At 64.9% G+C, this 20,138-nt stretch carries 18 protein-coding genes; 9 read left to right on the top strand and 9 right to left on the bottom strand.

Annotated elements, in window-relative coordinates; genetic code table 11:
• Positions 1-5 precede the first annotated feature (5 nt).
• Together VIM95_RS21440 and VIM95_RS21445 are read left to right on the top strand one after the other, a co-directional pair.
• Positions 6-1,136, top strand: coding sequence for an acyltransferase (locus VIM95_RS21440; RefSeq protein WP_331989817.1), 1,131 nt, complete (start codon positions 6-8; stop codon positions 1,134-1,136).
• Between the two features lie 314 nt (positions 1,137-1,450).
• Positions 1,451-2,362, top strand: coding sequence for a DMT family transporter (locus tag VIM95_RS21445; protein WP_331989819.1), 912 nt, complete (start codon positions 1,451-1,453; stop codon positions 2,360-2,362).
• A 100-nt stretch (positions 2,363-2,462) separates the two neighbouring features.
• Here the strand turns inward: VIM95_RS21445 and VIM95_RS21450 are convergent, their stop codons facing one another.
• Positions 2,463-4,064, bottom strand: coding sequence for an EAL domain-containing protein (locus VIM95_RS21450; RefSeq protein WP_331989821.1), 1,602 nt, complete (start codon positions 4,062-4,064; stop codon positions 2,463-2,465).
• Between the two features lie 320 nt (positions 4,065-4,384).
• Between VIM95_RS21450 and VIM95_RS21455 the strand changes: the two genes are divergently transcribed.
• From VIM95_RS21455 to VIM95_RS21465, 3 genes are read left to right on the top strand one after another with little or no spacing between them, the layout of a single operon-like run.
• A complete protein-coding gene (locus VIM95_RS21455; RefSeq protein ID WP_331989823.1) occupies positions 4,385-5,230 on the top strand; it encodes a sulfurtransferase in 846 nt (281 codons plus the stop codon).
• Between the two features lie 26 nt (positions 5,231-5,256).
• Entirely contained in the window at positions 5,257-6,282 is a 1,026-nt protein-coding gene (locus tag VIM95_RS21460) for a diguanylate cyclase (protein WP_331989825.1), read from the top strand.
• 46 nt (positions 6,283-6,328) lie between these two features.
• The gene (locus tag VIM95_RS21465) at positions 6,329-6,625 is read left to right on the top strand and encodes a hypothetical protein (RefSeq protein WP_331989827.1); all 297 of its coding nucleotides are present in this window, start codon (positions 6,329-6,331) and stop codon (positions 6,623-6,625) included.
• Positions 6,626-6,975: 350 nt separating this feature from the next.
• Here the strand turns inward: VIM95_RS21465 and VIM95_RS21470 are convergent, their stop codons facing one another.
• Positions 6,976-7,872 carry a DMT family transporter gene (locus VIM95_RS21470; RefSeq protein WP_331989829.1) on the bottom strand — a complete coding sequence of 299 codons (897 nt, stop codon included), beginning with the start codon at positions 7,870-7,872 and terminating at the stop codon, positions 6,976-6,978.
• Between the two features lie 125 nt (positions 7,873-7,997).
• On the opposite strand from VIM95_RS21470, the gene VIM95_RS21475 reads away from it, so the two are divergent.
• Positions 7,998-9,956, top strand: coding sequence for a PhoX family phosphatase (locus tag VIM95_RS21475; protein ID WP_331989831.1), 1,959 nt, complete (start codon positions 7,998-8,000; stop codon positions 9,954-9,956).
• A 302-nt stretch (positions 9,957-10,258) separates the two neighbouring features.
• On the opposite strand, the gene VIM95_RS21480 is transcribed toward VIM95_RS21475, so the two are convergent.
• Complete coding sequence (locus VIM95_RS21480; RefSeq protein ID WP_331989833.1) at positions 10,259-11,698, bottom strand: PLP-dependent aminotransferase family protein; 1,440 nt, start codon at positions 11,696-11,698, stop codon at positions 10,259-10,261.
• Positions 11,699-11,808: 110 nt separating this feature from the next.
• On the opposite strand from VIM95_RS21480, the gene VIM95_RS21485 reads away from it, so the two are divergent.
• The gene (locus VIM95_RS21485; protein WP_331989835.1) at positions 11,809-12,468 is read left to right on the top strand and encodes a class I SAM-dependent methyltransferase; all 660 of its coding nucleotides are present in this window, start codon (positions 11,809-11,811) and stop codon (positions 12,466-12,468) included.
• A 22-nt stretch (positions 12,469-12,490) separates the two neighbouring features.
• On the opposite strand, the gene VIM95_RS21490 is transcribed toward VIM95_RS21485, so the two are convergent.
• From VIM95_RS21490 to VIM95_RS21505, 4 genes are all read right to left on the bottom strand, one after another.
• Positions 12,491-12,817 (bottom strand): antibiotic biosynthesis monooxygenase, encoded by a 327-nt coding sequence (locus tag VIM95_RS21490; RefSeq protein ID WP_331989837.1) that lies wholly within the window; start codon positions 12,815-12,817, stop codon positions 12,491-12,493.
• 68 nt (positions 12,818-12,885) lie between these two features.
• Complete coding sequence (locus VIM95_RS21495) at positions 12,886-13,776, bottom strand: cation diffusion facilitator family transporter (protein ID WP_331989839.1); 891 nt, start codon at positions 13,774-13,776, stop codon at positions 12,886-12,888.
• Positions 13,773-15,104, bottom strand: coding sequence for an ATP-binding protein (locus VIM95_RS21500; protein ID WP_331989841.1), 1,332 nt, complete (start codon positions 15,102-15,104; stop codon positions 13,773-13,775). Before VIM95_RS21500 ends, VIM95_RS21495 begins: the two co-directional genes overlap by 4 nt.
• On the bottom strand, positions 15,101-15,769 hold the full coding sequence (locus tag VIM95_RS21505) for a response regulator transcription factor (protein WP_331989843.1): 669 nt from the start codon (positions 15,767-15,769) through the stop codon (positions 15,101-15,103). Before VIM95_RS21505 ends, VIM95_RS21500 begins: the two co-directional genes overlap by 4 nt.
• 279 nt (positions 15,770-16,048) lie before the next feature.
• On the opposite strand from VIM95_RS21505, the gene VIM95_RS21510 reads away from it, so the two are divergent.
• A complete protein-coding gene (locus VIM95_RS21510; RefSeq protein ID WP_331989845.1) occupies positions 16,049-16,855 on the top strand; it encodes a flagellin in 807 nt (268 codons plus the stop codon).
• 63 nt (positions 16,856-16,918) lie between these two features.
• On the opposite strand, the gene VIM95_RS21515 is transcribed toward VIM95_RS21510, so the two are convergent.
• Positions 16,919-18,145, bottom strand: coding sequence for a DUF805 domain-containing protein (locus VIM95_RS21515; RefSeq protein ID WP_331989847.1), 1,227 nt, complete (start codon positions 18,143-18,145; stop codon positions 16,919-16,921).
• Positions 18,146-18,192: 47 nt separating this feature from the next.
• The gene (locus VIM95_RS21520; RefSeq protein WP_331989849.1) at positions 18,193-18,837 is read right to left on the bottom strand and encodes a TetR family transcriptional regulator; all 645 of its coding nucleotides are present in this window, start codon (positions 18,835-18,837) and stop codon (positions 18,193-18,195) included.
• Between the two features lie 162 nt (positions 18,838-18,999).
• On the opposite strand from VIM95_RS21520, the gene VIM95_RS21525 reads away from it, so the two are divergent.
• Positions 19,000-20,085 (top strand): ferredoxin reductase, encoded by a 1,086-nt coding sequence (locus VIM95_RS21525; RefSeq protein WP_331989850.1) that lies wholly within the window; start codon positions 19,000-19,002, stop codon positions 20,083-20,085.
• The last annotated feature ends 53 nt before the right edge of the window (positions 20,086-20,138 follow it).

Genomic DNA, 20,138 nt, shown 5'->3' on the forward strand with positions numbered 1-20,138 from the left:
ATGGCATGCAACGCTTACCGGGGCTCGATCTGATGCGGGCAGTCGCGATCAGCTGGGTACTCTTGTTCCACGCCCTGATCATGGGCCTGGGTACACCGGCGCTGGCGGTCAGCCAGCGCGGCTGGATGGGGGTGGACCTGTTCTTTGTGCTCAGCGGCTATCTGATCGGTGGCCAGCTGCTGGCAGTCTATGGTCGCGGCGAGCGGCCGGCGTTGGGCGATTTCTACCTGCGCCGGGCGCTGCGTATTTTGCCGGTCTATCTTTTGGTGGTCGCCGTCTATTTCTGCCTGCCCGACTGGCGCGAGCAGCCGGATATCCAGCCACTGTGGCAGTTCTTCACCTTTACTGAAAACCTGCTGATCGATTTCACCCGGCCCAAGGCTTTCTCGCATGTCTGGTCGCTGTGCGTAGAGGAACACTTCTACCTGCTCTTCCCCTTGCTGGCAGCCTGGCTGGCCTGGCGGCCATCGCTGCGCAAGACGCTGACCTTCTGCCTTGGCATGGTTGCGGCCGGCATGGCCTGGCGCGGCTACGTCTGGCTGCATGACTTGCAAGCGCTCTTTCTGGCGGATGGCGACGACTTCATTACCCGCTACCACGAGCAGATCTACTATCCGAGCTATACCCGCCTCGATGGCCTCCTGGCAGGGGTGATGCTGGCCCTGGTCAAGGTCTTCCGGCCGCAGCACTGGGACGCGCTGATGCGGCGCGGCAACCAGCTCCTGGTGCTGGGCGTGGCCGCTATGGCGCTGAGCATCTGGGTCTTCATGCCGCGCTTTACCTTGCTGCCAGCGGTCGTGGGTTACCCGCTGCTCTCATTTAGCCTGGCGCTGATCGTGGCAGCTGCCGCCAGCCCATACAGCCTGCTGGGCCGCTGGCGTGTGCCGGGGGCTGCTGCACTGGCGGCGATCGCGTACAGTACCTACCTCTCGCACAAGATCATCTTCCACCTGAGCAAGCCCTACCTGGGACCGCTACGCGACGAATACCCGTTGCTGGTCCTGCTGGGCTATGCCGGTGCCGCCCTGGCGGTTGGCAGCCTGTTGTACTGGCTGGTCGAGCGCCCTTTCCTGCGTTGGCGAGACCGGCTGGCAGGCCGGCGCCAGCCTGCGGCTGCTACTGTGCTTGCTGCTTGAGATGTCCCTTGCTGGGCGGCGTGCCCTCTAAGATCTTTGAGAGAGTCACCAACTCGCGTCAGCGAGGCGCCGCCTTTGTAAAGAGGATGCCGTGGTTGTCAGCCCCTGAAGGGGCTACAACCACGCAGTCGCGGCAGCGAGGGCGGGGGGAGGGATAAATCAGCGAGGAATGGTCGATTTCCAGATGCCTTTAAGCACCCCGGGTGAGCGAAGTCGTTGCCACCTTCAGGTGGCTTACTACTTCGGCCCCCTCCTTGCGAGGGTTCCCGGGCGGAGCGGTACAGTACGGGGAGCGCCCCCCGGGTGAGGATGATATGAACCGCGCGTTGGCCTATGGTTGCCTGGCCCTGAGCATGTCCCTGGTCGGCAGCTATGTCGCCCTCTCCAAGCCCTTGGCGGCGGCGCTGCCGGTGTTTCTGCTGGCCTGGCTGCGCTTTGGCATCGGGGCGCTCGCCATGCTGCATTGGCTCAAGCGGCCGGCGGATGAGCCGCCCATGAGCCGGCAGACGCGGCGCTTGCTGTTTTTGGAGTCCTTTCTCGGCAACTTCCTGTTCTCGATCTGCATGCTCTATGGGGTGAGCATGACCAGTGCCGTCTCGGCCGGTGTGATCATGGCGACCATACCGGCGGTGGTGGCCATCATGAGCTGGTTCTTGCTGGGCGAGCGGGTTGCGCCGCGGGTCTGGCTGGCGGTGGTTTGCGCCATGGGCGGCATCGCCCTCCTGGCCCTTGCGCACCGCGATGCGCCAGGGGCGGGTGGGGCGGCCCGCGCCTGGTTGGGTAATCTGCTGGTCTTCGGCGCCGTGCTCTGTGAGGCCGCCTATGCGGTGATCGGCAAGAAGTTGACCGGGGCGTTGAGCCCACGGCGCATTACCGCCTTGATCAACCTTTGGGGCTTGGCCCTGATGACACCCATGGGTGCCTACCTCGCCTGGTCCTTCGATTTTCAGGCGGTGCGCGCCGGTACTTGGCTTTTGCTGTTGTTCTATGCGCTGGCCGCCAGCGTCTGGACGGTATGGCTATGGATGACCGGCCTCAAGGGCGTGCCGGCCAGCCAGGGCGGGGTGTTCACCGTCATGTTGCCGGTCTCTGCCGCCCTGGTTGGGGTGGTCTGGCTCGGCGAGCCGCTGGGCGGTCTACAACTGCTGGCCTTCGGCCTCGCCATTGTGGGTGTGCTGCTGGCGACCGTGCCAAGCCGATTGGCACTGAGAGCGGTACGCGCCTAGTGTCAGTGTGGCCTGCTTGGCGGGGTAGCATCCAGGTCTGAGATGTTGGCTGTGCCTCGGGCGCCTGCGTAGACTGCAATTACCCTTCGACGCTTATAGATCAAATAGCGACATGGCCATCTTCGATCACTGGCTGGCGATGGCTAGGCAGGCTGGCCAGCCAAGCCGGGATGGCATCGGCCGGCATGGGGCGGGCGAAGAAATAGCCCTGCGCCTGGCTCAGGCTGCAGTGCTGGATCCACTGCCAGTCTGCATGGGTCTCGATACCCTCTACCGTGACCTTCAGGCCCAATTCCTCCGCCAGCTTGCAGATGTGCCGCAGCAAGGCCTGGCGACGGCGATCGCTGGCCAGTTGCTGGCTTAGCGAGCGGTCGCACTTGATGCCCTCGATAGGGATGTCGGCCAGCAGGCCCAGCGAGGAGTAGCCGGCACCGAAGTCATCCATCAGCACGCCTATGCCATGCGCTCTGAGACTACCGATGACTGCGCGCAGACGTTCTGGGTTGGCGATCAGCGCATGCTCGGTCAGTTCGAGCTTGATCTCGGCCGGTTGCCCCCCCGCCTCGCGCAGCGTGCTGGCCAGCCATGCTTCGAAGCCGGGCTCGAGCAGTGTGGAGGGCGAGACATTGATGGTAATGGTGATGCGCAGTCCATGCGTCTCACGCCAATGGCCTTGTTGTGCCAGACCACGGGCGATGACCAGCCGGTCGGCTTCCGCGCTGCGCTGGTTCAGCTCGCAAGCAAGGAAGAAAAGCTCGGGGTTGATGGCGCCCAGCGTATCGTCGCGTAGCCGCAGCAAGGCTTCGAAATAGGCCGGTCGACCATCGGTATGCACGATGGGCTGGTAGTGCAGAATGAGGTGCTGGGGCTGCAGCAACTGGGGTAGACGCTCGGCCAGGAGTGAAAGCTGCATGGCGGGGTCGGCGTCGTCCGGCAGGCTGTGCGAGCGTAGCAGTGACAAGGCCTGGGCATGGGCTTGCTGCAGGCTTTGCTCCAACCGCATGTGCTGCAAATGATCGAAGCCGACCAGGAGGCCGAAGGCCGCCAGCGTGAGGAGCAGCATGACGCCGTCGCCGCTAGTGCCGATGTAGGGTTGGTAGTTGGGCAGGATGTTCACCAGTTGCCAGTGCAGCAGGACGATGCAGGCAGCCGCCAAGAGCTTGGACCACCAGGGCAGTGGCTGGAAGCCGGCATGCAGAGACTGCAATTTGGCCGCGCGGTGCTGTAGTGCCAGGCCACTGCCTATGAGCACGGTCAAGAGCAGCGAGCAGAGCAGTGCAAGGCCGTTCAGCTGTTGCGGTTGCATGCCAAAGCCGCTGACCAGGATCAGGTGGCCGAGCACCATGCTCAGCCCCAGGCCCAGGGCGGCGAGTACGACCCGGCTGCGGCTGCGCGTGAGCGTCAAGGCCGGCACGGTGAGGCGGGCGCCGACGATCATGACCAGCAGGGAGGCGATGGCCGGCGCCAGGCGGGCGACGTCGGTATTGATCTCGGCGTACATGAAGAGGCCGGAACCATCGAGTGCCCAGACCAAGGAGCCCACGCACATGGCGGTACGCCCAAAGGCGGCCCGACGGCGGGTCTTGCCGACCATGGCCGAAGCCTGCTCCACCAGCTTCTGGGTGATATGCACCATGGCCATGGCAAATGCGGCGAACAACAGGGCCTGATAGTTGGCTGGGAAGGGGATGGCGAAATCCACCGTCATCTCGTCTAGGGCAGTGTGCTGCACGGGGTCGTAAAAAACCGGCGGGGAGCCGGTTGCGAGAGCTTGCCTGCTTGGCCCGCCAACCGGCAGATGCCGGGGACACGGGCGGCACCCTTTGGGTGCACCGGGCCAGTATTTCATAAGCAATTTATTATTCAAACCCGGCTTGCAAACGTTTTCGCGCCGTGGCTGCTGGATGGTGAGGGAGGTCACCCGGCGTTGCGCCAGCACTGACGCGGTTTGCGGGATTTATACGGCGGTCGGCAAAGGGTATGCTGAGGTCCCTGCCATTGTGGACAAACCGCCGCACCGCCATGTCGCCACTGATCTCCGCCGCTACCTTGCTTGCAGAACTGGACCAGGCCGACTGGCTGATCCTTGATTGCCGCCATGACCTCGCTCAACCGGCCGCTGGCAGGGTTGCCTATGCGGAAGGCCATCTGCCCGGTGCGGTATTCCTGCATCTGGATGAAGACCTCTCCGGCCCCAAGAACGGGCGTAATGGGCGCCACCCTTTGCCGGATCCGGTCGTGCTGGCCGCGCGGCTGCGGTCGCTGGGGCTGGGGGCCGGCAAGCGCGTGGTGGCCTACGACGCACAGGGTGGTATGTATGCCGCCCGGGCCTGGTGGCTGTTGCGCTGGCTCGGTTGGGATGCGGTACAGGTGCTCGATGGTGGCCTGGCGGCCTGGCAGGCGGCTGGCGGTATCTTGAGCCAGACCGTACCCCAGCCGGTGGCCGGTGACTTTGAAGCCAAGCTACGACCTGCATTGGCCGTGGATGTGGACATGGTGCAGGACAATCTGGACCGGCAGGATTTCGTGGTGGTCGATGCCCGTGCGCCAGGCCGCTTTGCCGGCGAGGGCGAGACCCTGGACCCGGTTGCCGGCCATATACCCATGGCCCGCAACCGCTTCTTCCAACAGAACCTGCAAGCGGATGGCCGCTTCAAGCCGGCCGGGCAGCTGCGGGCCGAATGGCTGGCGGTGCTCAATGGTCTCGATGCCCACGACACGGTGCAGCAGTGCGGTTCGGGCGTGACTGCCTGCCATAACCTGCTGGCGCTGGAGTTGGCGGGCCTACCCGGGGCGAGGCTATACCCTGGATCCTGGAGTGAGTGGTGCAGTGATACCGCGCGCCCGGTGGCGACCGGCCCGATCTGATCCGCTTTCCGATCGACGACGCTGCCGTGTTCACCTGCACTGCGACCCAATGCCCCTTTTCCCCGGCCTTGCTGCTGCTGGCTGCGGCCTGTCTGTGCCTGTTCTTGGTGTTGGCACTTGGCTGGGGCCTGGACCGGCGCCGTCGCCGTGATCTGGCGCCGGTGGCGCGAGAGGCGCTTCTCTCTGCGCTGCCCGACCCGGTGCTGGTGCTGGACCTCACCGGGCAGGTAGTCGAGGCCAACCCCGCGGCCCGGCTGCTGGCGGGGGGCGAGACCGTGCCGCTGGGACAACCCGTCGCCTGCTGGCCGCTGATCGGCGCCGAGCTGCAGGCGCACTGCATGAGGCCGGGGACGAGCTGCCTGCTGGAGTTGAGCGCCCCCAGCCGTTATTTCGAGGTACAGGCTGCGCCGCTGCAGCAAGGCGATGTAACCGTGGGTACCTTGCTGCTGCTGCGGGACGTCAGCGAGCGGCACCTTGATCAGCTCAAGCTCTCCAGCGCGCTGTTGGCGCTGGAGGATCAGTTGGAGACCACCAACCGGCTGCAGGGGCTGATGCGTGAGCAGGCGACCCGCGACCCGCTGACCGGGCTCTATAACCGCCGCTACCTGGACGAGGTGTTCGGTCACGAACTGGCCCGCTCTGACCGCGATGGCCGCCCACTGGCGCTGGTGCTGATCGATCTGGACCATTTCAAGCACCTTAACGACCAATACGGCCACTTGGCCGGCGATGAGGTGTTGCGTGGCGTGGCAGGCCTGCTCAAGGCAGCGGTGCGGGAGAGTGATCTGGTGTTCCGTTTTGGTGGGGAGGAACTGCTGTTGCTCATGCCTGCAGCTGACCAGACTGATGCCTGGCAGCGTACCGAGGGTTTGCGGCAGCAGGTTGCCGATACCGTATTCCACACCGGGCAAGGCCCGCTGCAGGTGACCTTGTCGGCAGGTATGGCGGTCTGGCCGGCGCACGGCAATACGCTGACCACCTTGCTCGAGGCCGCTGACAAGGCGCTCTATGTCGCCAAGCGGGCCGGCCGCAACCGGGTCTGCGCCGTTTGAACCAGCGGCCTGTTACCATGGGCATCTATCGCATCGTCATCCGACTATGAAACGTGCATCCCGTAACGACCCGCTGGCCGGCTTGATAGAGCATGAGTTGAGCGACTCGCAACGTGCCGACCGCTGGGGTGGTCGCTTGCTCAAGCTCACGCTGCTGTTCGTCTTCGCCGATATCGCGCTGTTCATCCTCTTTCTGCTTGCCACTGTCGACGTGGTACCGGACACCCTGTTGCTGCAGGTACTGCCGGCTTGGCAGTACCTGGCGGGCGGCACCTTGGTCAGCGTGCTGCTGACCTTTATCGCCGGGGTGCTGAAGATGAGCTATGAAATGACGGAAAGGTAATTGCCTGTTTGGGTTTGGAACCGTCACTTGACCGTTGAAGGCAGCGCAGGCGCCCGGGCTATCCCCGCAAGGGGGAGGCCGAAGTAGTAAGCCACCTAAAGGTGGCAACGACTTCGCTCACCCGGGCGCTTGTCATTTGTGCGGGCTGAATTTGCGGCAATCCCTTTATTGAGCCCCGCCCCTCCGCAGCTTTGCACGCACAGGTTCTAGGCGCTAAAGCGCCAAGAACTCTGGCAGCCGCTCCGTCGGCGGGGAACCTCGCTGACGCTCGTCAGTGATCTGAAATACGTCTGTGTTGCCCCAAGTAAAGATCTGGCTTTCTTTATCCTCTGTCCATTCGGACCGTTAGATCAACGCGAGAGGATCAGTACCGTGCCAAGCACGGTGAGGCCAGCGCCCAGCCAGGCGCCGGAGGCGGGGGCGCGGCCCAGGCGCCACCACAGCAGCGGCAGTACCAGCACCGGTGAGACCGAGGACAGGATGGCGACCATGCCGACGTTGCCATGTTTGAGCGCCAGGAGGATCAGCGTCATACCGAGACCCATGGCGACGAGGCCGTTGAGGGCGGTCTGGCCCAGCACCTTGAGATTGAGCGGCTGGTGGGCGCGGGCCGCGCTTACGCCCAGTGCCAGGATGGCCCAGTGGGCGAGGCAAGCGGTGCTCATGCGAATGGCCGAGGCCGAGACCGGGTCCACCCCGGCGCCCATGGCGGGCTTGGCGATCAAGGTACCGCCGGCCTGGCAGAGCGCGGCCAACAGACCCAAAGCCACCCCGACGCCGACATCGCCACGGTCGGCCTCCCAATCGTGCCGCTCCTCGGAGCGCTTGCCGAACAGCATGGCGCACATCACGCCCGATACCGTCAGCAAGGCACCGACCAGGGTCTGGCCGCTCATGCGTTCATCGAACACGGCGTAGGCCAGGAGGGCCGAGAAGGCCGAATGGCTGGCGAACAATACACCGGCGCGGCGCGGCCCCAGCCGGTTGAGCGCGGAGAAGAGGGCGGTATCGCCGATAAAGATGCCGATCAGGCCGCTGGCCGCCATGCTCCAGACCAAGTTGGGCTGCACGCTTTGCCAGCCGCCGCTGGCGAGGCTGATGCACCAGAGCACGCTCGCGACGATCAGCATGCGCCAGCGGCTGAAGGCGAAGGCACCCAAGTGGCGGGCGGGCGCTACCGACAGGATGCTGGCGATGGCCCAGCAGGCGGCGGCCGCAAGGGCCAGCAGATCGTAGGGGATGGGCATGGACGGGAGAGGGCAAAAGCGGCGCGGGCTGCGGAGTTTACTGGCTTTGCGGGCCGGCTGCTTCATCGTGCCGTCATCTGCGGCGATTAGCGTAGCGCGGTTTCTCTTCCCGATCCGGAGACTCCATGTCGCACTTCAGCAAACAAGACGAATTGGTCAGCAACGACACGCTGCACACCGCCATGTCGCAATTGATCGCTGCGCAAGTATCGCGCCGCAAGCTGCTGGCTGGTGGCGCCGCGCTGTCTGCCAGCGGCCTCTTTGCCGGCCTGGCCATGCCCGAGGCCGAGGCGGCCCAGGTGGTGGCGCCACAGGCCAAGCGGCTGGGCTTCCAGTCCGTGCCCTTCTCGACCGAGGACAAGGTGGTGGTGCCCGAGGGCTATAGCGCCGAGGTGCTGTATGCCTGGGGAGACCCGATCGGGGTGAAGGGCAGGCAGCCGGCCTTTAAGCCCGACGGCAGCAATACCGCCGAGGAGCAGGCCCTGCAGGCCGGCATGCACCACGACGGCATGCATTTCTTCCCGCTGCCCATGGGTTCGAGCGGCAGCAAGCATGGCCTATTGGCCATCAACCATGAATACCTGGACCCGGGCCTGCTGACCGGTGACGGCAACAAGCAGATGACCGAGGAAAAGTACAAGAAGGCCTTGGCTGCGGTGGGGGTATCGGTGGTCGAAGTGGCGCGCCAGAAAGATGGCAGCTGGCAGGTGGTGCGGCCATCGCGCTACGCCCGCCGCGTGCACGGCGAGACGCCGATCGCCCTCAGCGGCCCGGCAGCCGGACATGCCCTGTTGCAGACCGAGGCAGACCCCAGCGGCAAGCTGGTGCTGGGTACCCTGCAGAACTGTGCCAATGGCTGGACGCCCTGGGGCACCTATCTGACCTGCGAGGAGAACTTCGACACGGTGTTCTGCGACTTCTCGCAAAAGAGCGACCACGACTTCAACAAGACCCGCTACGGCGTGCCGGATGAAGAAAAGACCTATAAGTGGAACGAGGTCGACTTCCGCTGGGATCGCCAACTCAACCGCAACGAGATCAACCGCTTCGGCTGGGTGGTGGAGATCGACCCCTACGAGCCGAACGCGCAGCCCAAGAAGCGCACCGCGCTGGGCCGCTTCAAGCATGAGGGTGCCACCCCGGCGATCGCCAAGGACGGACGGCTGGTGATCTATATGGGCGATGACCAGCGCTTCGAATACATCTACAAGTTTGTCAGTGCCAAGGCCTGGAACGCCAAGAACCGCAAGGCCAACCGCGACCTCCTGGACGAGGGCACGCTCTATGTGGCCACCTTCAACGAGGATGGCACGGGCGAGTGGCGTGAGCTGATCCATGGCCAGCGCGGCCTGACCGCCGAACGCGGCTTTGCCAGCCAGGCCGAGGTCCTGATCAAGACCCGTCTGGCGGCCGACGTGGTGGGCGCGACCAAGATGGACCGCTGCGAGTGGATTGCGGTCAACCCGCAGCGCCAGGGCGAGTGCTACGCCACCCTGACCAATAACAGCCAGCGCGGTGCCGAGGGCAAGCCGGGGGTGGATGCCGCCAACCCGCGCAAGAACAATCTGTTCGGCCACATCATGCACTGGGTGGAAAACGGCGAAGATGCTGCCGCCAGCGGCTTCAAGTGGGACATCTACGCCATGGCCGGCCGCCCCGACGCCGCTGCCGAAGAGCACCGCAACGCCCGCGCCATGGGCGATGCCTTTGGCAGCCCGGATGGCCTCTACCTGGACCATAACGGCATTCTCTGGATCGAGACCGATATCAGTACCAGCACGCTGAACCAGAAGGAATACGCCGGCATGGGCAATAACGCCATGCTGGCCAGCATCCCGGCCACCGGCGAGATCAAGCGCTTTCTGACCGGCCCGGCCGGTTGCGAGATCACCGGCATCAGCTTCACCCCGGATCATCGCACCCTGTTCATCAATATCCAGCATCCGGGCGAGCCGGGTAACGAGATTACCGACCCGGCCAAGCCCAGGGCGATCTCCAGCTGGCCCGATGGCGACAAGGGTGGCCGGCCGCGCTCGGCGACCGTGGTGATCCGTAAGAACGACGGGGGTGTGATCGGCTTGTGATTTAAACGCGCCAAGCGTGGTCGTTGAGTACAGCGTGAGCGTCCCGGGAATCCCCGCAAGGGGGAGGCCGAAGTAGTAAGCCACCTAAAGGTGGCAACGACTTCGCTCACCCGGGCGTTCACCGTTCTTTGGGACTGAAACCACGCCGATCGCTTGATTTGGTCCCTACCCCTCCCACAGCTTCGCACGCGCAGGTTCTAGGCGCTAAAGCGCCAAGAACTCTGGCAGCCGCCCGCCGGCGGGGAACCTCGCTGCGCCCGTGTGTGCACGAAATTCGATCAAAATAGCTTCGAAATGGCGTTTCATTGGCTCTCGGCCAGCAGCTCGGCGGTCAGCCTGCCCAGGGTGGCGATATCGGCCTCGATGGCCGGGGTGAGGCGGTAGCCGGCGTTGAGCCGAAGACAGTTGCGGAAGCTCTGGTCATGGCTGAAGAAGTGGCCGGGGGCGAAGCGGATATCGTGCTGCAGGGCGCGCCGTTGCAGTTCGGCAGTGTCGAGTCCGCGGGGCAGCTCCAGCCAGAGCAGGTAGCCACCACGGCTCTCGGCCACCCGGGTGACGGCGGGGAAGTGCTCGGCCACGGCGTTGCGGTGGGCGACGACATTGTCGGCCAGGGCTTGGCGCAGGCGCCGCAGATGGGGCTCGAACTGGCCGCTCTCCATGAAGTTGGCGAGGGTGCGTTGCAAGAGCGGCGAGGGCGGCTCGCTGGCGGAGAACTGGGCGTATTCGAAGGCCAGCCGGTAGCGGCCGGTGACGGCGCAACCAAGACCCATGCCCATGCCGACCAGGGTGGAGAGATCGACGCAGTAGAGCACGTCGCCGGCCTGGTCGAAGGCCTTGTAGGGAGGTGGACGGCGCTCGCCGAAATAGAGCTCGCCGAAGTTGTCTTCCTCGATCAGCGGAATACCGCGTTCGGCCAGGAAGGCGACGATCTGCCGCTTGGCCTCGACACTCATCAGGCTACCGGTGGGGTTGGGAAAGTTGCTCGACAGCACACAGGCGGCCACCTGATTGTTGGCGAGGGCGGCCGCCAGGGTCTCGGGTTGGAGGCCGTCCACCGGGTGGGCCGGCACCTCCAGCACCTGCAGGCCCAGGGTATCGAGCAGATTGAGCAGGGCGATATGGCTGGGGGACTGGATGGCGACGATGTCGCCGGGCTGGGTCAGTACCCGGAGGCACAGCGCGGTCGCTTCGGTATCGCCATGGGTGATCAGGATCTCGTCGGCTTGCCAGTCGCAGCCCAGCAGTACCGAGCGGCGGGCGAGCTGGTGGCGCAGTGCCGTGTCGCCACCGTCGAACAAGATGCGGGCCAAGAGGCTGGGGTCGCGCCGGGCGGCCTGATTCATCAGCCTTTGCAGCGCCTGAGTGGGGTAGAAGTCCGGGTCGATGACCGCCCGGCCCAGACAGTCCTGGTGGCCGTGGCGGTGGAATTCGACGGCTAGCCGACGATGCTCCGCCAAGGCGATCACCTGTGGTGGCTGCTCGCGGGCCTGTTGTTGCGGTGCCGCCAGTTGGCGGATCTGACGCCGGACGTAGAAGCCCGAGCGTGGCCGCGCTTCCAGCAGGCCGGCGTCTTCCAACAGGTGCAAGGCATGGTTGACCGTGGCTGGGCTGGCCTCGTGCAATCGGCACAGCTCGCGTACCGAGGGCAGCTTGTCGCCAGGCTTGAGTACGCCGCGATGGATGCGGCCGGCCAGATCGTCGGCAAGCGTACGGTAGCGGAGGGTGGCGGCTGGGCTGGTCATAGGTGCAGCACGATGGATTTTGATTGCTGATACTATCGCGTTTCGATTATGACCGAATCCGGGGGCTTGCCAAGCCCGGCAGCGACCCGCGAGCAAATGGAGGAAGCAGCATGAGCAACCGCAGTCTCAATCTGGATGACACGCTCTACCACTACCTGCTGGGGCACAGCCTGCGCGAGCACCCGTGCCAGACGGCGCTGCGCGCGGCAACCGCCTCGCATCCGCGGGCGCGCATGCAGATTGCACCGGAGCAGGGCCAGTTCATGGCCCTGCTGGTGAAGCTGCTGGGGGTCAAGCGGGCGATCGAGGTGGGGGTATTCACCGGCTACAGCGCGCTCTCGGTTGCCCTGGCGCTGCCGGCCGATGGTCGTTTGCTGGCCTGCGATATCAGCGAGGAGTTCACCGCGCTGGGCCTGCCTTACTGGCGCGAGGCCGGCGTGGCCGACAAGATCGAACTCAAGCTCGCGCCTGCACTGCAGACCTTGGACGAGCACCTGGCCAAGGGCGAGGCGGGCAGCTATGACTTTGCCTTTATCGATGCCGACAAGGTGAGCTACGACGGTTACTACGAGCGTTGCCTGTCGCTGTTGCGGCCGGGTGGGCTGGTCCTGATCGACAATGTGCTGTGGGGCGGGGATGTAGCGCGGCCGGCCCAGGACGCGGATACGGCAGCCTTGCAGGCGCTTAACGCCAAGCTGCACCGCGACGAGCGCGTGGACCTTTCCATGCTGCCCCTGGCCGATGGTCTGACCCTGGTTCGGAAGCGATAGCGTCTTCCGGCCCGCTGGTGGCTTAGTTCGCCGGGGGGAGTGGATCGAACTCCGCAAACAGCTGGTCAGCCTCGGCGAGGCTGGCCAGCGGTACATAGTCGCAGGCGGCAGCGAACTCGGCCCATAGCGCTTGTACCGCGGGGTTGGCGTGGGCCGCATCGATGGCCGAGGCGGAGCGCCACTCGAACACTTCCACCAGGGTGCCGTCGCCGGCCTGCATGATCTGGGCCGGGCGCTCGGTGATCAGCGCCTGCTGGCGCAGCACTTCGGCATGCCGTTCGACCACGCTGCGCAGGGCGGCCTCCTGGCCGGGCTTGGGGCGGTAGGCGACGATGACAAAGCGGCCCATGAGGGGATTCCTTGCAAGGGGGTGGCTGGTTTGCAGCATAGCCTGCCTATGGCAGGCCGAAAGGGGCTTCAGTTGGCCGGTTGCGGCTCGACATGGATGGTGACGCGGCAACGGGACAGCTCGCCCATGATGGCGTCTTCCAGCTGGTCGCATAGCGCATGGCTGTCTGCCACCGACATGGCCGGTGGCAGCATGAGTTTGAATTCGACAAAACGGCGGCTACCGGCCTTGCGGGTGCGCAGGCTGCGGTAACTGTGGCCCTGTCCTGCCAGCGGTGCGAGCAAGGTTTCGATGCGGGCGATTTCCTCTGCCGGCAGGGCTGCGTCCATCAGCCCATCGGCCGAGCGGCGTACCAGATCCACCCCGGTGCGGACGATGTTGGCCGCCACCAGGATGGCGATCAGCGGGTCGAGCGCGGTCCAGCTGGGTGGTAGCACCCATAGCAGGGTCAGGCCCGCCAGCACACCCACCGAGGTCCAGACGTCGGTCAGCAGATGGTGGGCGTCGGCCTCCAGTACAATGCTGTCGTGGCGGCGTGCGTAGCGCAGCATGAACAGCGCCAGCCCGCCATTGAGCAGCGAGGCCACCAGGGACAAGGCCATGCCCCAGCCCAGTTGCTCCACCGGTGCCGGATGCAGGAGCCGTTGCACTGCCTCGTAGCAGATCGCGACCGCGGCGACGACGATCAGCCCGCCCTCCAGGCCGCTGGCGAAATACTCGGCCTTTTCGTGCCCCCAGGGATGGCCGGCATCGGCCGGTTGCTCGGCGATGGACAGCGCCATCAGGGCGGCAATGGCGGCGGCGAGGTTGACGAAGGATTCCAGTGCATCGGAATACAAGCCGACCGAGCCGGTCAGGTAATAGGCACCGAACTTCAGTGCCAGGGTCAGGCAGGCGGCGGCAATGGAACACATTGCCAGGTGGCGGGGTTGCAGGCCGCTGGCGGCTTGGGCATTCATGAAGCAGAGGGTTCCTGGCTGGTGACGGTAGTGGGCAGGCTGAACTGTACGCATAGTCCACCGCCTGGGGGAGCACTAAAATGCAGCTCGCTGCCATGCAGCTGGGCAATACGGTGAGCGATGGACAGGCCCAGGCCCACGCCGTCGCGCTGCTCACCTTCGGGCCGGGCGAAGCGCTCGCCCAGCCGGTGCAGCCAGTCGGGGCTGACGCCGGGGCCATGGTCGCGGATCCTGATCTGTGCGCCATCGATACACACTTCCACCGGCTGCTCGGTGCCAGCATGGCGCTGGACATTGGCGAACAGATTACGCAGCAAGAGGCGCAGGGAGGCCGCATCGCCGAATAGTGGCTGCGGCGTGCGTACGGTTACCTCGCCCTGCAGCTGGTGCTGGGCCAGGCCTTCGCGGCAGAGGGCTGCCATGTCCACCGGTTCGCGCGGCAGGCGGGTGGCATCGTCCAGCCGGGCCAGTTTGAGCAGCTGGTCGACCAGGTGTTCCATCCGCTCTGTGCTGGCCTGCACATTGCGCAGGGCGCGCTCGCGGGTCTCTTCGCGTGGGTTGCCTAAGGCCAGCTCCAGTTGCAGCTTGAGGCCGGAGAGGGGGGTGCGCAACTCGTGCGCGGCATCGCCGGTAAAGCGCCGCTCGCGTTGCAGGGTTTCGTCGATCTGGGTGAATAGCGCGTTGATGCGTTCGGCCAGCGGTACCACCTCACTGGGTAAGGGGGTATTGATGGGCGCGAGGTTGCCGGGGTGGCGCGCCTGCAGCTCGGTGGAGAAGCGGGTGAGCGGCTTGAGGCCACGGCGCAGACCCCACAGCGTGATGGCCATGCACACTGCCAGCATCAGGGCCAGCGGCAGCATCTGCTGGGCGGCCATCTCCAGTGCCAGACCGCGGCGGAAGTGGTTGGAGGTTCCGATGGTCAGCTGGTGCCTGGCATTGACGAAACGCCGCACCCGCCAGGACTGGCCCTGGAACTCCAGGCCCCGCTCGGCTTCGTAACCTGGCCGTGCCGGATCGATCGCTGGCAAGGGCGGCAGGGCGGGGAGGTGGCTGGTGGCGATCAGCTTGCCTTGCTGGTCGTAAAGGCTGAAGGCCATGCGGGTGGTAGTGCTGATAGGCTCCACGGCCGGCAGACCGTGCGCGGTCTCATCGTCGAGATGGCGGATCAGCAACTCACCCACGTCCACCAACTGGGCGGATTGGATCTCGCCGACCTCGTGCCACATCTGCATATAGAGGGCGAGTGTGAGCAGGGCCCAGACCAAGAGCATGCCGCCCAGCACGTAGAGGCTGAGCCGGCCGATCAACGAATCGCGCAGACGGCTCACGGCTTCTCGCTCGCCAGCCGCCAACCCAGGCCACGTACATTGATGAGGATATCTGCGCCGAGCTTGCGACGCAGGTGGGAGAGGTGGACCTCCAGGGTGTTGCTGGCACTGCCTTCCTGCCAGCCGTAAAGCTTGTCCTCGATCTGGCGGCGTGACAGCAGGTGGGGGTAGCTCGACATCAGCATGTAGAGCAGGCGGTATTCGCTGGCGGTGAGGGTACGCGGCTCGCCGCCCTGCAGTACCGACTGGCGGGCCGGGTCGAGCTCGATATCGCGCCACACCAGTTTGGGATGGCTGCGCTGCTGCTGGCGCCGCAACAGCGCCCGCACGCGGGCGGTCAGCTCGGCCAGCGAGAAGGGTTTGACCAGGTAGTCGTCGGCGCCACCATCAAGGCCGGCCACGCGGTCATCGATCTGGTCGCGGGCGCTCATGATCAGCACTGGCAGCGCATTGCCCTGCTCGCGCAGCCATTGCAGCAGGTTGAGGCCACTGAGCCGGGGTAGATTGATGTCGAGCAGGAGCAGGTCAAAGTTGCTCTCGGTTTGCAGCGCCAGCCGCGCCGTTTCGCCATCGGTCAGCCAATCCACCGTCAGGCCGGCATCCTGCAGGCCCTGGACGACCGCGTCGCCTATCATCTGATCATCTTCCACCAGCAATATATGCACGCTTTGCCTTTGCTTTTTGCGCCGCCGGCCCTTGTTGGGCACCTTCCTGGCTAGTTTAGCCGTCTGTCGGCCGAGCGGCCTATTGCAACGCTTGCGGCTTAATCGACCATTAAGCGCCGGTCCTGCATGGCTTGCTTGGAAATACCGCTATGGATTCAAGGCCCTACCGCTGGTCGGGGATGGCTTTCTGGATTGGCGGCAAGGAGGATAATCTAAAGCTAATGCATACCAAGGAGCCTGCCTTGGGCGTGGTAACGCCTGGGCGGGTGGGAGCGGTCCATGATCAGCAGTGTCAGTACCAACCAAGCCTCGCTTGTTGGCCAGCGCAATCTGAACGATGTTCAGGAAGCGCAGCGCCGTACGCTCAACCAGCTGTCGTCAGCCAAACGTATCAATAGTGCCGCCGATGATCCGGCAGCCAGTGCCATCGTCGAGCAGTTTGCGGCCCAGATTGCGGGTAGCGGTGCCGCCGTGCGCAATCTCAGCGACGGCATCTCGCTGGCACAGACTGCCGATGGGGTGCTGAGCGGCGTGGAGGACAATACGCAGCGCATCCGTGAGCTGACGGTACAGGCCGGTAATAGCACCTTGAGCGTGGAGGACCGTGCTGCGATCCAGGGTGAGATCAGCTCGCTGACCCAGGCCAATGCAGACTCGCTACGCAATGCCAACTACAACGGTCAGGCTTTGTTCCAGGGGGGGAGCCAGACCTTCCAGGCCGGGCCCAATGCCGGCGACCAGGTCAGCATCTCGATCGGTGCCTTGAGTGGTGCGACCGGCAATGTGGACGTCTCCTCGGCCGCCAGTGCGACGGCGGCCCTGGATCAGATCGATCAGGACCTTGGTACGGTCAACAGCAGCCGCGCCAGCCTGGGTGCGCTCAACAGCCGTTTCGAGGCCAGCATCAACAATCTGCAGAACCGTAGCGACAATCTCTCTGCCGCCCGTAGTCGGATCGAGGATACCGACTATGCGCAGGCGGCCAGCCAGCTGGCGCAGGAACGGATACGTGGCGACGCTGCCTTGGCGGTGCAGGCCCAGGCCAATGCCAGCCCCCGTCAGGTGCTGTCGCTGTTGCGTGCCTGAGCGCTGCGGGAATCAATGAAAAACGGCACCCAAGGGTGCCGTTTTCTTTTTGCAGAGTATCCCTTAGTTGCCGGCCTCGCCGCGCATGGCTTGCAGGTAGCGCTGCACGGTTTCTTCCCGGTCGGACGGCGTCAGGTTGATCCCCTGCTCCTCGGCGGCTTTGTCGACCGCCTTGCGTACCAACGCCTCCTGTTCGACCGGGTCATCCGATTCCTCGATCATGATGCCGCCACTGAGCTGGCCGACGGGCTTGAGCTGTTGGGCCTTGTGGCGACCATGCAGGCCCTCGCTGCCACCGCTGAAGAGTGCCAGCGCGCCGATCAGGGCAAAGGCCACGGCACCGGCGACGACCAAGCCGCTGTTGGCGCCGTTGGGCGTACCGTATTCATTGGCCTTTGCATGACCGGGAATCAGGCACAGGGCCAAAGAGCCGAGTGACAGTGCGGCGTAGAGCACCATGGCGGCGATGGGGGAGCCGGTGATCAGCATCAGACCGCTGGCCGGGAACAGCCATAGCCAACGGCCGCTCAGACCGAAGTCGTGCAGACGCAGCGCCATGACGCGCATGCTCAGGCAGAAGCAGGCCAAGCCACCGATGCCGGCAACCAGGATGGTCAAGCCGCCGCTGCCGCTGGCACCCATCACCGCTGCGACCAGCAGCACCAGCAGTGCCACCGGCAGGTAGACCAAGGCGCTATAGGCCATGTAACGCAGGCGGTTGAGGCGGCCTTCGAATTGCAGCGAGAGGAAGGCGGGTACCGCGTCCGGCTCCGGCTCGGCGGTGCGCTGCGAGGCACGGTAGGGTGAGGTGCCGTCAGAGGCGACCCGCTCGCGGGCAGGCTCGGGCTGGCGCTGTGCGGCCAGGACGCGGGGCATGTCGGCGCTGCATTGGCGGCAGAGCGTGCGCTTGGGCTGTACGAAGCCGCAGCTGGGGCAGGTGATGGTTTCGACCGGAGCGGCCTCAGCTGCCACGGTCAGCGGGCCGGGTGCAGTGATGGGGGCGTAGGCGCTGGGTGCCGGCGAGGCAGAACTCGCCGGAGCAGTTTCAGGCTGGATCGCTGCTGCCTGGCGGGTATAGGCGTGTACGCCGATACGTTCGAACAGGGCGAGATAGCGCGCTTCCTGCTCGCGTGGCAGGGCTTGCTTGATGACGGTTTCGCTGCCGGCCAGCATGGCCTGCGCCCGTTCCTCGTTGATCTTGAGCAGGCCGGCCAGTGCATTGCCGGCGGCTTCGAGGCTGTGGCCAGGCAGCAGGCTGCCCTTGAGTACCAGTTGTACGGTGTCGGTCATCGTAATTTATGGGATAGCCATGAAAAGGACCAAGCCCGAGGATACGGTCAGTCGGTGCCGTCTTTGGAGGCAGTAATACCACGCCAATGCTTGGCGCCGATCAGTATGAAGCGGATCTTGTCTTCGAGTTGGTGCTCCGGGCTGCGGCCGTGCAGCACGGCATCCTCGGGCGGGTTGATCAGCTCGGGCAGGGTGGAGAAGACGGTGCGCACGATCAGATTGGCCACCACGGCGTAGTCGGCGGCGCCCAGGTGGGTGAGCTTGGGGCTCTGCGCGAGGTCGGCCTCGAGGTCGTCGATAAAGTGCTGCTGCATGGCACCGATGGCCTGCCTCACCAGCGCCGAGCCACCGTACTGCTCACGGGCCAGGAACAGGAACAGCGTTTTATGCGCCACCACGTACTCGACAAAGATATGCACCGAGGCGTTGATGGCCCCTTGCTGCTCGAACTCATTGCGGCGCACTAGGCGGATAGCCTCGCGAAAGCTGGAGCCCACCTGCTCGACGATGGCGAGGCCCAGCTCGTCCATATCCTGGAAGTGGCGATAGAAGGCTGCCGGCACGATGCCGACCTGGCGCGTGACTTCGCGCAGGCTGATGGTGCTCAGCCCCTGGCCGGCCGCGGTCAGCTGCAAGGCAGCGTCGAGCAAGGCCTGCCGGGTCTGCTGTTTTTTCTCGGCACGGATCAGCACGGTAAGGATATTCGCTAGGGCGAGGAAGAAAGATAGCGCCGGAATGTAGCAGAGCGCAGCGGGTTCCGAACAGCGGTGAAAAATATTTAGTGAACAAGTGTTGACTGAAAATCGGCGCGATGGCATCTTGGTAAACATACGTTCACTGAAATGGTTGTCATCGTGCCCCTGCTGCCTTCCCCCTTCGCCAATGCCGTGCTGCCGTTGTTGCGACCGCTACGCGGCTGGCTGCGCGAGGATGTCTTCGACTACTACGGCCGGATCTTGCACCCGCAGCTGCAACTGCAGCGGGTGCTGGCTCGCGTGGTGGCGCGGCGCATGGAGGGTGACAGCACCCTGGTGCTGACCTTGGCGCCGAGCCGCCACTGGCAGGGCCTGGCGGCTGGCCAGCACGTGGCCTTGACCACCGAGATCCGTGGTGTGCGCCATACGCGCTGCTACAGCCCCATGCCGCAGTCTGGCGGTTTGATCGAGGTGGGTATCAAGCGCCAGCCCGGCGGTCTGGTATCAGGCTATCTACACGACTACGCCAAGGTGGGCCAGTATCTGGAGATAGGTCAGGCCCAGGGGCAGCTGCTGTTGCCTGAGCCGGCGCCGGCCAAATGGCTACTGCTGGCGGCCGGCAGCGGCATTACCCCGCTACTGTCCATGCTGCGTGCGCGGTTGGCGCAGGGCAGCTTGGGCGATGTGGTGCTGCTGTATTACGGCCGTCGCCGCCGCGAGCTGGCGTTTGTCGAGGAACTGCGGGCCATGCCCGGTTTGCGTTTGCAGGTTTGCCTGACCGGCGAGCCTATTCAGGACGGGGAAACCGCGGGCCGGCTGAGTGCGGCCCAATTGGCGCTGCTGGTACCGGACGCCACCGAGCGGCAGGCCTATGCCTGCGGCGCCTACGGTTTTACCGACACTGCCAACACCCTGTGGCAGGACGGTGCCTTTGCCTCGCTGGTGGTGGAATCGTTCAGCCCACCCAACTGGCAGGTGGAGGACGATATGCCGGTACAGCTGACCTACCAGCGCTCCAACCGTCAACTCGCTGGCCGTACCGGTGGCACCCTGCTGGAGCAGGCCGAGGCCCATGGCCTCAAACCTGCCCACGGTTGCCGCATGGGCATCTGCAATACCTGCACCTGCCACAAGCGCGAGGGCGCGGTGCGCGACCTGCGTACCGGCAAGATTTCGATGGAACCCGATGAAACGATTCGCCTGTGCATTACCGCGCCGGTGGGTGATGTCGTACTCGATCTTTAAGAGAGACCCGCTTGCTCGCATCAGCGAGGTCAGGGAATAGATCAACAAGGGAC

The sequence above is a fragment of the Chitinimonas sp. genome, from assembly GCF_036568685.1.
Classification (GTDB): Bacteria; Pseudomonadota; Gammaproteobacteria; order Burkholderiales; family Chitinimonadaceae; genus Chitinimonas.

What these genes read in the sequence shown, in the direction of transcription:
- VIM95_RS21485 (WP_331989835.1), top strand. Translation starts at nt 11,809, where the DNA reads ATGAGCAACCGCAGTCTCAATCTGGATGACACGCTCTACCACTACCTG.
- VIM95_RS21470 (WP_331989829.1), bottom strand. Translation starts at nt 7,872, where the DNA reads ATGCCCATCCCCTACGATCTGCTGGCCCTTGCGGCCGCCGCCTGCTGG.
- VIM95_RS21510 (WP_331989845.1), top strand. Translation starts at nt 16,049, where the DNA reads ATGATCAGCAGTGTCAGTACCAACCAAGCCTCGCTTGTTGGCCAGCGC.
- VIM95_RS21465 (WP_331989827.1), top strand. Translation starts at nt 6,329, where the DNA reads ATGAAACGTGCATCCCGTAACGACCCGCTGGCCGGCTTGATAGAGCAT.
- VIM95_RS21515 (WP_331989847.1), bottom strand. Translation starts at nt 18,145, where the DNA reads ATGACCGACACCGTACAACTGGTACTCAAGGGCAGCCTGCTGCCTGGC.
- VIM95_RS21480 (WP_331989833.1), bottom strand. Translation starts at nt 11,698, where the DNA reads ATGACCAGCCCAGCCGCCACCCTCCGCTACCGTACGCTTGCCGACGAT.
- VIM95_RS21440 (WP_331989817.1), top strand. Translation starts at nt 6, where the DNA reads ATGCAACGCTTACCGGGGCTCGATCTGATGCGGGCAGTCGCGATCAGC.
- VIM95_RS21495 (WP_331989839.1), bottom strand. Translation starts at nt 13,776, where the DNA reads ATGAATGCCCAAGCCGCCAGCGGCCTGCAACCCCGCCACCTGGCAATG.
- VIM95_RS21475 (WP_331989831.1), top strand. Translation starts at nt 7,998, where the DNA reads ATGTCGCACTTCAGCAAACAAGACGAATTGGTCAGCAACGACACGCTG.
- VIM95_RS21445 (WP_331989819.1), top strand. Translation starts at nt 1,451, where the DNA reads ATGAACCGCGCGTTGGCCTATGGTTGCCTGGCCCTGAGCATGTCCCTG.
- VIM95_RS21490 (WP_331989837.1), bottom strand. Translation starts at nt 12,817, where the DNA reads ATGGGCCGCTTTGTCATCGTCGCCTACCGCCCCAAGCCCGGCCAGGAG.
- VIM95_RS21455 (WP_331989823.1), top strand. Translation starts at nt 4,385, where the DNA reads ATGTCGCCACTGATCTCCGCCGCTACCTTGCTTGCAGAACTGGACCAG.